At 72.3% G+C, this 10,950-nt stretch carries 12 protein-coding genes; 4 read left to right on the forward strand and 8 right to left on the reverse strand.

Annotated features, from left to right (window positions below; genetic code table 11):
- Nucleotides 1-478 precede the first annotated feature (478 nt).
- Entirely contained in the window at nucleotides 479-1,453 is a 975-nt protein-coding gene (locus tag AB0B76_RS48655) for a hypothetical protein (protein ID WP_360389799.1), read from the reverse strand.
- Nucleotides 1,454-1,523: 70 nt separating this feature from the next.
- On the reverse strand, nucleotides 1,524-3,782 hold the full coding sequence (locus AB0B76_RS48660) for a glycoside hydrolase family 3 N-terminal domain-containing protein (RefSeq protein ID WP_360389802.1): 2,259 nt from the start codon (nucleotides 3,780-3,782) through the stop codon (nucleotides 1,524-1,526).
- A gap of 117 nt (nucleotides 3,783-3,899) precedes the next feature.
- Here AB0B76_RS48660 and AB0B76_RS48665 point away from each other — a divergent pair, with 117 nt between their 5' ends.
- Nucleotides 3,900-4,931, forward strand: a complete 1,032-nt coding sequence (locus AB0B76_RS48665; protein WP_360389805.1) for a substrate-binding domain-containing protein — start codon at nucleotides 3,900-3,902, stop codon at nucleotides 4,929-4,931.
- 52 nt (nucleotides 4,932-4,983) lie between these two features.
- Nucleotides 4,984-5,481 (forward strand): pyridoxamine 5'-phosphate oxidase family protein, encoded by a 498-nt coding sequence (locus AB0B76_RS48670; protein WP_360389808.1) that lies wholly within the window; start codon nucleotides 4,984-4,986, stop codon nucleotides 5,479-5,481.
- Nucleotides 5,482-5,526: 45 nt separating this feature from the next.
- Here the strand turns inward: AB0B76_RS48670 and AB0B76_RS48675 are convergent, their stop codons facing one another.
- Together AB0B76_RS48675 and AB0B76_RS48680 are read right to left on the reverse strand one after the other, a co-directional pair.
- Nucleotides 5,527-5,910, reverse strand: coding sequence for an HPF/RaiA family ribosome-associated protein (locus tag AB0B76_RS48675; protein WP_360389811.1), 384 nt, complete (start codon nucleotides 5,908-5,910; stop codon nucleotides 5,527-5,529).
- Nucleotides 5,911-5,950: 40 nt separating this feature from the next.
- On the reverse strand, nucleotides 5,951-6,331 hold the full coding sequence (locus tag AB0B76_RS48680) for a MerR family transcriptional regulator (protein ID WP_360389813.1): 381 nt from the start codon (nucleotides 6,329-6,331) through the stop codon (nucleotides 5,951-5,953).
- 41 nt (nucleotides 6,332-6,372) lie between these two features.
- Between AB0B76_RS48680 and AB0B76_RS48685 the strand changes: the two genes are divergently transcribed.
- Nucleotides 6,373-7,071 carry an SDR family oxidoreductase gene (locus tag AB0B76_RS48685; RefSeq protein ID WP_360389816.1) on the forward strand — a complete coding sequence of 233 codons (699 nt, stop codon included), beginning with the start codon at nucleotides 6,373-6,375 and terminating at the stop codon, nucleotides 7,069-7,071.
- Between the two features lie 4 nt (nucleotides 7,072-7,075).
- Here the strand turns inward: AB0B76_RS48685 and AB0B76_RS48690 are convergent, their stop codons facing one another.
- The 4 genes from AB0B76_RS48690 to AB0B76_RS48705 all read right to left on the reverse strand — a co-directional run bounded on the left by AB0B76_RS48690 (nucleotide 7,076) and on the right by AB0B76_RS48705 (nucleotide 10,240).
- The gene (locus tag AB0B76_RS48690; RefSeq protein ID WP_360389819.1) at nucleotides 7,076-7,855 is read right to left on the reverse strand and encodes an SDR family NAD(P)-dependent oxidoreductase; all 780 of its coding nucleotides are present in this window, start codon (nucleotides 7,853-7,855) and stop codon (nucleotides 7,076-7,078) included.
- 16 nt (nucleotides 7,856-7,871) lie between these two features.
- Nucleotides 7,872-8,315 carry a GNAT family N-acetyltransferase gene (locus AB0B76_RS48695; protein ID WP_360389822.1) on the reverse strand — a complete coding sequence of 148 codons (444 nt, stop codon included), beginning with the start codon at nucleotides 8,313-8,315 and terminating at the stop codon, nucleotides 7,872-7,874.
- A 16-nt stretch (nucleotides 8,316-8,331) separates the two neighbouring features.
- Entirely contained in the window at nucleotides 8,332-9,249 is a 918-nt protein-coding gene (locus tag AB0B76_RS48700; RefSeq protein ID WP_360389825.1) for an acyl-CoA desaturase, read from the reverse strand.
- A 103-nt stretch (nucleotides 9,250-9,352) separates the two neighbouring features.
- The gene (locus AB0B76_RS48705) at nucleotides 9,353-10,240 is read right to left on the reverse strand and encodes an alpha/beta hydrolase (RefSeq protein WP_360389828.1); all 888 of its coding nucleotides are present in this window, start codon (nucleotides 10,238-10,240) and stop codon (nucleotides 9,353-9,355) included.
- Nucleotides 10,241-10,327: 87 nt separating this feature from the next.
- Here AB0B76_RS48705 and AB0B76_RS48710 point away from each other — a divergent pair, with 87 nt between their 5' ends.
- Complete coding sequence (locus AB0B76_RS48710) at nucleotides 10,328-10,807, forward strand: MarR family winged helix-turn-helix transcriptional regulator (protein WP_360389830.1); 480 nt, start codon at nucleotides 10,328-10,330, stop codon at nucleotides 10,805-10,807.
- The last annotated feature ends 143 nt before the right edge of the window (nucleotides 10,808-10,950 follow it).

The raw sequence follows: 10,950 nt of genomic DNA on the forward strand, positions 1-10,950 counted from the left end.
GGCCGATGGCGGCGGGAGCCTCCGGCCCCCGCAACGTGTAAGCGTGGTCCCGGTTCGTCGTTGCCGACGGTTACGTCTCTTGGCCGTCGTTTCCTGCCGGGTTCGTGCGGGTCATCATTCGGTGGTCCGGACCTCGCATCATTTGAAACGGGATCCTGGCGGCGTAACTACTCGCCCGCGGGTGAGAAGTTTCGAAAGGAACACAAGAGGCATCGCGATCGGGGGGCTCGGACAGCGGCATCGAAAGAAGCTCTGCGACAAGTACGGCAGTGTCGAGGCCGCCGAGGCGCAGTTCGCAGAGCGGGCCCGAGCGGCCCTTGCGCCAACTCCGCCGGAACTGCCGATCGTGCCTGACCGTGGATCCTCCGAATTGCAGAACAATGTAGCTGAGGCAAGTTCGCCGGTGTCGAGACAATGCTCCACGCAAGAGCGACCGGCCCATTACCGGTCGCTCCTGTCCGATTCGGCGCTGCCGCTCTCAGGCGTTCTGCAGTACCGGCGCGTTCGTGATCGTCTCCGCGCGCCCGCGTACGGCCAGGGCCGTCGCCGCGAGGACGACGAGCACGAGCCCGGCCGCCGCCGTGAGGGTCGTCGCGTCCGGCTTCAGCAGGGGCTGGCCCCGCAGCGCCTGCCAGGTGAGGAGGGCGACGAGCCCGGCGTACCCGGCCGCGGCCACCCGTACCAGCCGCAGCCGGGTGCGGACCGCGGCGAGGCGGGCCGGGTAGCGCGCGGCCAGCAGGGTCAGCAGCAGGGCCAGCAGCGGCAGCATCTGCAGCGCGTGGATGCCGGCGAAGTGGGCGATGCGCAGGTCGCCGCCCGTCGTCGACCAGCCGGTGACCGGCATCGCGGGGCCGCCGTCGGTGACGCCCACGCTGTGCGCGCCGATCATCGCCGGTGCGCCGCCCCGGTCCAGCTCGGCCTGCTGGGCCGCGGTCGGCGTCGTCATGAGGAAGCCCAGCAGCATGCCGCCCAGGGAGACGGCGAAGCCCAGGCGGGCGGCCGAGCGCACCACGGGGTCGGTGTCGCGCTGCACGGCCACCACGATCGCGACGACGAGGCTGGCCGTCCACAGCACCATCACGGTCGGGCCCATGAGGCCCCACACCGTCTCGTCGAACGGCGTGGCGTTGTTGAAGTGGCTCGCCCGGCCGCGTACGGCCTGCAGCACGATGGCGGCCATCTCGCCGGCGGAGGCGAGCGCGACCACCGTCGCGGCCCACCAGCCGGTGCGCCGGCCGCGCCTGGCGAACCGTAAGAGCCAGGCGAGCGTCAGGGCGTACAACCCCAGGGAAACGGCGAATTTGAAGGGCTTCAGCCACGCCGGGCTGCCGCCGATGGTGCGGTCGTCGACGATGAGACCGGCGACGGCGACGACGGTGAGCACGCCCATGACGGCGGCGAGGCACACCAGCGGGCGGTGCCAGCGGGCGGCGGTGGCGGGAGAGTTCGACATGCGTCGACAATCCCGCCCGCGGCGTGGCGAATCAGCCCCGTGCGCCCCCGGATCGGGGGTGAGGCGGGCCCTACTGCGCCGCTACGGCGGGCCGGATCTCGAAGGGCGCACGCAGGAGGTCCACGGGGCGGGAGCTGCGCCCGACGAGCAGCTCGAAGCGGCCCGGCTCGACCACGCGGCGGGCGTCGGCGGTCACCAGGGTGCACGCCGACGCCGGCAGCTCGACCTCGACGGTCTGCGACGTGCCGGGCGCCACGGTCACCTGGGTGAAGGCCTTGAGCTCGCGCTCGGCCCACGTGACGCTCGTGACGAGGTCGCTCACGTACACCTGGACCGTCTCGGGCGACGGGCGCTCGCCGGTGTTGGCGATCGTGAGGCTCGCGCGGATGATGCCGTCCGCGGGTACCGCCGCGTCGGCGATGCGCAGGTCGGAGTACTCGACCGTCGAGTAGGACAGGCCCTCGCCGAACGCGAAGAGCGGCTCCTGGGTCAGGTCGGCGTAGCGGTTGCCGTGCTGGCCGCGGATCTGGTTGTAGTACACCGGCAGCTGCCCGGCGTGGCGCGCGAAGGAGATCGGGAGGCGGCCGCTCGGCTCGATCTCGCCCAGGAGCAGCTCGGCGACGGCCCGCCCGCCCTGCATGCCGGGGTTGAACGCCTCGATCACGGCGGCCGCGCGCTCGGCCGAGGCCGGCAGCGTCGACGGCTTGCCCTGGATCAGTACCACGACGACCGGCTTGCCGGTGGCCACGAGCGCGTCGAGCAGCGCGGCCTGGCCGCCCTGCAGGTCCAGCGTCGCGGTCGACTTGCCCTCGCCGGTCAGGGCCACGTTGTCGCCGAGGACGGCCACGACGACGTCGCTCGCCTCGGCCAGGGCCACCGCCTCGGCGATCGCCGCCGGGTCGGCCGGCGCGGCCTGGAACAGCGGCGGGCGCGGCTGGCCGTCGGGGAAGTGCGAGCCGGCCGGGTCGGGCTGGAGGCTCCCGATCTGGGCGCCCTCGCGGTACGTCACCTCCCAGCCGTCGGGCAGCGCCGCCTTGAGGCCGTCCAGCACGGTGATGACGGTCTCGCGCGGGTGCCCGTCCGGCATCCAGTCGACCTGGCCCGAGGCGCCGGCCCAGTCGCCGAGCTGGGCGTGCGGGTCGTCGGCGTTGGGGCCGACGAGCGCGATGCGGCGCACGCCGCCGGCCAGCGGCAGGGTGCCGTCGTTGCGGAGCAGGACGAGGGAGCGGCGGGCGACCTCGAGGTTGAGCTCGGTGTGCGGGGCCGAGCCGATGACGGCGGCCTGCCGCTCGGCGTCGGCGGCGCGGGGGTTCTCGAACAGGCCCAGCTCGAACTTCAGGCGGAGGATCCGGCGTACCGCATCGTCGATCTTCGCCTCGGCCAGGCGGCCCTGAACGACCGCCGCCTGCGCCGCCTCGAAGAAGGCGGGGGTGGTCATGATGAGGTCGTTGCCGGACTCCACCGCGATGGCCGCGGCCTCCACGTCATCGGCGCAGACCTTCTGCTCCCACACCATCCGCCCGACGTTGTCCCAGTCGGTGACCAGCGTGCCGGGGAAGCCCCACTCGCGCTTGAGCACCCCGTCGAGCAGCCAGCGGTTGGCGGTCACGGGGACGCCGTCGATCGACTGGTACCCGAGCATGAACACGGCGCAGCCCGCCTCCACCGCCCGCTGGAACGGCGGCAGGAACCAGGAGCGCAGCTTGCGCGGGGTGAGGTCGGCCTCGCTGGCGTCGCGGCCGCCCTGGGTCTCGGAGTAGCCCGCGAAGTGCTTGGCCGTGGCCAGTACCGCGGTCGTGTCGTGCAGGCCGCCGCCCTGGTACCCGCTGATCATGGCCGCCCCGAGCTCCCCGATGAGGAACGGGTCCTCGCCGAACGTCTCGTCCACGCGGCCCCAGCGCAGGTCGCGGGCGATGCACAGCACCGGCGAGAACGTCCAGTGCAGGCCGGTCGTGGAGATCTCGGTCGCGGTCACCCGCGCGGCCCGCTCGACGAGCGCCGGGTCCCAGCTGCACGCCATGCCCAGCTGCGTCGGGAACACCGTCGCGCCGGGCCAGAACGCGTGGCCGTGGATGCAGTCGTCGGCCATCAGCAGCGGGATGCGCAGCCGGGTCGTCGCGGCCAGGGCCATCGCCTCGCGGATGCGCGCGGGCGAGGAGTGCAGCAGCGAGCCGGTCGTCTTCGTCAGCACCGCCTCGGCGAGGTCGAGCCGGGCGTCGAGCTGGAGCATCTGCCCGACCTTCTCGGCGAGGGTCATGCGCCCGACGAGATCCTCGACGCGCTGCGCGACGGGCAGCGTGGCGTCCTGATACGGGAGTCTCTCGGTCACAGTCGTCACGATCCGTCGTCCTCTAGGTCGGAAACTTTTTCCTGGAGTTTCGTGTTGTATCGACGGTATGGGTAACCTACTCTGCTGTCAACGCGTGAAACAGTTTCGGGAGGGTGCATGGGCGAGCCGCCGGTTCGCGTCACCCTCGAGGCCGTCGCCCAGGCGGCGGGCGTGTCCAAGGCGACCGCGTCGAAGGTGCTGAACAAGCGGCCGAACGTCGATCCGCGCACACGCGCGAAGGTCGAGGAGGCCATCTCCGCGCTCGGCTACGTGCCCAGCACCGGGCCGCGCGAGCCGCAGGCCGAGACCGTCGTCGACGTGGTGTTCGACTCGATGGTCAGCATGTACTCCCTGCAGGTCCTCGCCGGCATCCTGACCGGCGCCCGCGACCTCGGCATCGAGATCTGCGTCGACGTGCTGGACCGCGCGGGCGGCCCCGGCCTCCCGCTCAGCGACGGGTGGCTGGTGCGCGCCGCGGCCCGCCGCCGCCTCGGCGTCATCGTCGTGTCCCTGGCCCTGACCGCGGACCAGGTCCGCACCGTCGACGAGCTCGGCCTGCCGCTGGTGTCCGTTGACCTCACCGGCGCGTTCGGCACCGCCCTGGCCAGCGTCGCCGCGACCAACTTCGCCGGCGGCACCCAGGCCACCGAGCACCTCGTGGCGCTCGGGCACCGGCGCATCGGCTTCGCGGGCCTGCCCGCCGAGATCGCGGCGTCGCGGGAGCGGCTGCACGGGTACCGCAACGCCCTGGAACTGGCCGGCATCGAGTCGGACCCGGCGCTCGTCGTGCACGGCGGCTTCACGGCCGAGGACGGCTGCCGCATGGCCCTGGAGCTGCTCGCCCGGCCCGACCCGCCGACCGCCATCTTCGCCGCCTGCGACGGGGCCGCGCTCGGCGTGTTCGAGGCGGCGCGCCGCCTCGGGCGCCGCGTGCCGCAGGACCTGTCCGTCGTGGGCTTCGACGACATCGAGCCGGCGAAGCTCTCCTCGCCGCCGCTGACGACCGTGCACCAGCCGATCGCCGACATGGGGCGGGTCGCGGTGCGGACGCTGCACACCATCGCCCGGGGCGGCTCACCGGACTCGATGCACGTCCAGCTGTCCACCCACCTCGTGGTCCGCGAGTCCACGGCCGCCCCGAGCTTCTGAGAAATCGGGTGCCCGGTTGTCGAGAACGCGCGGCCGGCTCCGTCCCCGGGGCATGGAACCGAGCGAGATCACCGAGATCCTGAACCGCCCGCTCAGCCGGGAGCTGCTGGCCCGCGACCTGACCCGCCTGGCCTACGTGGCCAAGGACGGCACCCCGCGCACCATCCCGATCGCCTTCACCTGGAACGGCTCGGAGATCGTCCTGTGCACCTCGAAGAACGCCCCGAAGCTGCCCGCCCTGCGCGCGAACCCGGCGGTCGCCCTGACCATCGACACCGAGGTGCACCCGCCGAAGATCCTGCTCATCCGCGGGCGGGCCGAGCTCGACCCCGTCGAGGGCATCCCGGACGAGTACCTGCAGATGAACGGCACCTACACGATGACGCCCGAGCAGCGCGTCGAGTGGGAGGCCGAGGTGCGCTCGCTCTACGACGGCATGGTCCGGATCGTCGTCACGCCGACCTGGGCGAAGCTCATCGACTTCGAGAACACGCTGCCCACCGCGGTCGAGGAGCTGGTACGGCAGCGGGCCGAGCGGCAGAACGCCTGAGAAGGGCCCGGCCACCCCGAGGTGCGAAGGTGGCCGGGCCGGGGCTCACAGCAGCTCGGTCGCGTCCTCCGGCTCGGGCCGCTCGCGCAGGTGCCGGTTGTTACGGGGCTCCTGGCGGGTCTTCGCGTCGTTGAGGCGCCGGCGCAGATCGTCGCGCACGTCGTGGAGGGCCGCGTGCAGCTCCTCCTCGGCGGACGTCGTGACGATCTTCGGCCGGCCGGCGATCCAGCACTCCAGCGTGACCTTCTGCCCGGGCGCCTCGCGGTCCTTCACCGACACCTCGAGCTCGGTCGCGTCCGACTGGAACGCCGCGAGCCGGGCGTCGAGCGTCGCGAACTGCTCGGCGATCCAGTTGCGGTCACCCTGGGAGAACCCGGCGCCCACGCGGAGGCACTTGTCGACGGTGGCTGGATCCGCGGCAACACTCATCACATCTCCTCTGACCGGCGATACAGCAGTTGAGGGATCTCTACCCAGCCACAAGCTCCCCAAAAACGGCGCACCCGCTCGCGGGGCTCTCGCTGTGCGCGATGACCGCGTCGAGCCGGTCCCGGGCGCGCTCGAGCCGCTCGATCTGCGCCGAGATGCGGCCGCGTTCGGAGCGCAGCAGGGCCCGGGACTCCGGCGTGTTCGCCTTCGCGTCGACACACGGCAGGAGGTCGAGGATCGACCGGCTGGACAGCCCGGCGGCATAAAGCGTCTGAATCAGTTGTACCCGTTCCACGGCGCCGTCCGCATAGTGGCGCTGCCCGCTCGGGCTGCGCTCGGCGGCCAGCAGTTCCTGCTCCTCGTAGTACCGCAGGGCCCGGACCGAAACGCCGGTCCTGTCCGCCAAGTCACCGATCCGCACCCTTGCCCCTCACGTCAGCGTCAGGTTTTAGCGTAGCCCGCATGCGGATCAACGGTTCCATCGCGCTGGTCACCGGCGCCAACCGCGGCCTCGGCCGCCTCTTCGCGCGACAGCTGCTCGAGCGCGGCGACGCGAAGGTGTACGCCACGGCGCGCGACCCCGAGCGCATCGACGTGCCCGGCGTCGAGCGGCTGCGCCTGGACATCACCGACCCTGGGCAGGTCGCCGCCGTCGCCGTCGCCGCGCCCGACGTCACGCTGCTCGTCAACAACGCGGGCATCTCGACCTGGACCAACCTCGTGACCGGCGACCTGGCGAACATCCGCCGGGAGCTCGACACGCACTTCTACGGCACGCTGGCGATGGTGCGCGCGTTCGCCCCCGCGCTCGGCCGCAACGGCGGCGGCGCGCTGCTCAACGTGCTCTCGGCGATGTCGTGGTTCTCCTACGAAGGGGCGAACGCGTACAGCGTGGCCAAGGCGGCCGAGTGGGCGCTGACCAACGGCGTGCGCCTCGAGCTCGCCGCCCAGGGCACCCTCGTCACCGGCCTGCACCTGGGCGCGGCCGACACCGACATGATGGCCGGGTACGACGGCGAGAAGGCCGACCCCGCGGCGGTCGTCCGCGCCGGCCTCGACGGTCTCGAGGCCGGCCGGGTCGAGGTGCTGGCCGACGCGTGGAGCGCCCACGTCAAGGCGTCCCTGGCCGCCGACCCGCGGGAGTTCTACACCTCGGTGTGACGGCTCAGATCCGGTGCATGCCCCAGCCGCCGTCGATCATGATGGTCTGGCCGGTGATGTACGCCGCGTCGTCGCTCGCCAGGAACGCGACGAGCGCCCCGATGTCGGTGCGCGTGTCGCCGATGCGACCCATCGGCACCTTGGCGAGCGCGGCGTGGTACCCCTCCGGATCGAACCGCTCCCACAGCTGCGCCCCCTCGGAGTTCGCGAACGGGCACACCACGTTGACGCGCACGTTCGCCGCGCCCCACTCGGTCGCCGCCACCTTGGACAGGCCGCGGACGGCCTCCTTGGCCGCCGCGTACGTGGCCCAGCCCGCCTGCCCCTCGGTCCCCGCGCTCGACCCGAGGTTGACCACCGACCCGGCCCCGCTCGCGACGAGGTGCGGGAACGCCGCCTTCATGAGCCGGAACGTCGCCCGCGGCCCGGTCTCGAACACCAGGTCGTAGTCCTCGTCGCTGTGCTCCGTGAACGGCCCGGCCGCGCGCGTGGCGATGGCGTTGTTCACGAGCACGTCGAGCCGCCCGAACGCCTCGACGGCCGCGGCGACGATCCGTTCGGCCTCGCCCCGCTCGCGGATGTCGGACCGCAGCGCGACGACCCGCCGCCCCTCCAGCGCCTTGACGGTCCCCTCCAGCGTCTCGGCGTTGTGGTCGACGAGGAGCACGGCGGCGCCCCGTTCGGTCAGCGCCTGCGTGATGCCCCGCCCGATGCCCTGCGCGGCCCCGGTCACGATGCACGCCTTGCCCTCGAGCCCGGCCGGGCTCGCATAGGTGTTGGTCATCGCCCGACGGTACCGCCTACAGAACCAGCTTCATGCCCTCGTGGCTGGCCACGAAGCCGAGGCGCGCGTAGAAGCGGTGCGCGTCCGCGCGCCTCTTGTCCGTGGTCAGCTGGACCAGGCCGCACCCGCGCGCCCGGGCGTGTTCGATGACCCACGTCATGAGCGCCGCGCCCACGCCCTGCCCGCGCCGGTCCGCGCGCACGCGCACCGACTCGACGAGGGCGCGCTCCGCCCCGTGCCGGCCCAGGCCCGGGATGTACGTCACCTGCAGGCACGCCACGATGACCCCGCCGTCGTCGCCGACGATCTCGAAGTTGCGCGGATCGGCCTCGATGGCCGCGAACGCGCGCTCGTAGGAGGCGTCGACCACGCCGCCGTCGCGGTTGCGGCCGAGCACGTCGTCGGCCAGCAGCGCGAGGATGGCCGGCAGGTCGTCGCGGGTCGCCGCGCGGAAGATCACGCGGACACGGTACGCGCTAAGCGGCGGCGGTGATGCGGGCCAGGCGCTGCGGTGTGGGCCAGCGCACGTCCCAGGCCCAGCCCAGCTTCTCGAAGATCCAGATCGTGCGGGCCGAGATGTCGATCTGCCCCCGCAGCACGCCGTGGCGGGCGCACGTCGGGTCGGCGTGGTGCAGGTTGTGCCACGACTCGCCCATGCTCAGGATCGCCAGCGGCCAGAAGTTGGCGGAGCGGTCGCGGGCCGTGAACGGGCGCTCGCCGATCATGTGGCAGACCGAGTTCACCGACCAGGTCACGTGGTGCAGGGCGGTGACGCGCACGAGGCCGGCCCAGAAGAACGCGGTCACCGCGCCCTGCCACGACCACGAGATGAGGCCGCCGAGCACGGCCGGGAGCGCGAGCGTGACGATCGTCAGCGGGCCGAAGAGCCGGTGCACGAGGCGGATGTCGCGGTCGGCCAGCAGGTCGGGGGCGAAGCGCTCCTGGTTGGTGAGGTCGCGCTCGAGGACCCAGCCGAGGTGGGCGTGCCAGAAGCCGCGCACCAGGGCGGCCGGCGAGGTGCCGAACAGCCAGGGGGAGTGCGGGTCGCCGGCCTGGTCGGAGAAGGCGTGGTGGCGGCGGTGGTCGGCGACCCAGTGCAGGATCGGGCCCTGCACCGCCATGCTGCCGACGACCGCGAGGCCGATGCGCAGCGCGCGCCTGGCCTTGAAGGCGCCGTGCGTGAAGTACCGATGGAAGCCCACCGTCGCCCCGAGGCACGTCACGACGAAGAAGACGGCGGCCAGGATGACGTCGAGCCAGGCCAGCCCCCAGCCCCAGGCGATCGGCACGGCCGCGAGCAGCGCGAGGAACGGAATGATGACGAACGCGTAGACCGCGACGTGCGCCGGTATGGGGCGCTTGCGGCCGATCAGGGGCTTCACCGCCGTGGTCATGGCCGGACCATAGAAGCCCGTCATGGCTGGCATCCCGCGGGAAGGATGCCAGCCCGCGACGGTCAGATGACGTGATGGGCGGACTCGCGGACACGTGCTCCCGTCAGGCGGCGTCGACGCTTCCCGTGAAGCCGAGAATGGCCTTCGCCAGTGCTTCGGGGGCCTCCATCGCGGCGTAGTGGCCCACGCCGTCGAGGGACACCGCGCTGACATCCGCCGACGTGGCCCGGGACATGGTGCCGGCCGTGAAGGCGCCTCCGCCGGCGCCGACCGCGAGCACGGGCATCCGCAGCCCCCGAGTCTCGGCGAGTGTCCTGATCTCGGCGCCTTCCCGCAGCATCGACTGGTACAGGCCGATCGCTCCGCGCCAGCCGTCGGGGCGTGCGTAGGCGCGGGCGAACTCCTCGATGTCGGTCGCGGTGACCGCTCCCGGGACCGTGGTCATGGCCGGGAAGGCATATTGCCCGAGGAATTCCCGCTCGCGTCCGGCGAGCAGCATCTCGGGGATGCCGGGCGCGGCGAGGACGCCGATGTGCCAGGCTCCGCCGTGGGTGACGTCGGCCAGTCCTTCCAGCCCGAATCCGGCCAGACCCATCTCGATGGCGGTCAAGCTGAGCACGTCCTGCGGCTGGGTCGCGGCCAGGCGGAAAACGGTCCCCCCGCTGATGTCCTGCCCGGTCAGGTGCACGGGGCCGGCATCGAGGTGGGCGATCAGCTGGTGCAGGTCCTCGGCCGAGGCCGTGCTGCCGTACTCGCCCGGCTGGTTGTCCGAGTCGCCGAAGCCGCGCAGGTCGACGGCGAAGACGCGGTGGCCGGTCGCGAGCAGCGGGATGAGCTTGTGGAAGGCCCACCAGGTCTCCGGGAACCCGTGGACCAGAAGAATCGGCGACCCGGTGGTCCCCGCGGCGACGTAGTGCAGGGTCGTGCCGTTGACCTCAGCGCGGTGGTGGGTGATCCCCGCAATCGTGCGGCCGGCCGGTGCGACGGTCATGTCTCGCTCCTCGATTCGACAACCTGGCTGTCTAATAATAGACATCCAGGCTGTCTTTCGTCCAGGGCGGTGTCATAGCCTTCCCGTATGTCTCGCTCTGGCGCCGATCTCGCGCTGCTGCTGCTCGGGGGCTTCCGCACACTCGTGGACGCCGCGACCGCCGAACTGGCCCGGCGCGGCCACGAGGACGTGCGCCCCGTCCATGACTTCGCCATCCGGGCGATCGCCGCGGGCGCCGACACCGCTTCGGAGCTGGGCCGTCGCCTGTCCATCACCAAGCAGTCGGCGGCGAAGACCATCGCGGTGCTGCAGGAGCGCGGCTACGTGGCCCGCGACACGGACCCGCTCGATGCCCGCCGCAAACGCCTGCAGGTCACTGCGCTCGGCCTCGACATGCTGCGACAGGGCGAGTCGATATTCGACGAGCTGCGCGATCGGTGGGCCCGGCAGATCGGCATCGCCGAACTCGAGAACCTCGAGACGCAGCTGGCGGCAGTGGTGGGTGCACAGCCCGTGCGCTTCGATACGCCCGGCTGGCTCACCCACGACCTCGGCGAGCCGGTCTGAGCGACGCGACGGCGTCGCCTCCCGCCCCTCCGGCCCCGGTCCGCGCCCCCGGCCACGGCCTGGCCGGGGGTGCCCGCTCAAGATCGAGGCGGCGACGGTACCGACGATCAGCAGCGGGAAGGCCAGAACGGCCACGGCCACCG

The sequence above is a fragment of the Dactylosporangium sp. NPDC049140 genome (genome assembly GCF_040648435.1).

Coding starts and splice junctions, on each gene's coding strand:
- AB0B76_RS48655 (WP_360389799.1), bottom strand. CDS start 1,453: ATGTCGAACTCTCCCGCCACCGCCGCCCGCTGGCACCGCCCGCTGGTG.
- AB0B76_RS48705 (WP_360389828.1), bottom strand. CDS start 10,240: ATGACCGTCGCACCGGCCGGCCGCACGATTGCGGGGATCACCCACCAC.
- AB0B76_RS48670 (WP_360389808.1), top strand. CDS start 4,984: ATGGAACCGAGCGAGATCACCGAGATCCTGAACCGCCCGCTCAGCCGG.
- AB0B76_RS48700 (WP_360389825.1), bottom strand. CDS start 9,249: ATGACCACGGCGGTGAAGCCCCTGATCGGCCGCAAGCGCCCCATACCG.
- AB0B76_RS48665 (WP_360389805.1), top strand. CDS start 3,900: ATGGGCGAGCCGCCGGTTCGCGTCACCCTCGAGGCCGTCGCCCAGGCG.
- AB0B76_RS48685 (WP_360389816.1), top strand. CDS start 6,373: ATGCGGATCAACGGTTCCATCGCGCTGGTCACCGGCGCCAACCGCGGC.
- AB0B76_RS48710 (WP_360389830.1), top strand. CDS start 10,328: ATGTCTCGCTCTGGCGCCGATCTCGCGCTGCTGCTGCTCGGGGGCTTC.
- AB0B76_RS48675 (WP_360389811.1), bottom strand. CDS start 5,910: ATGAGTGTTGCCGCGGATCCAGCCACCGTCGACAAGTGCCTCCGCGTG.
- AB0B76_RS48690 (WP_360389819.1), bottom strand. CDS start 7,855: ATGACCAACACCTATGCGAGCCCGGCCGGGCTCGAGGGCAAGGCGTGC.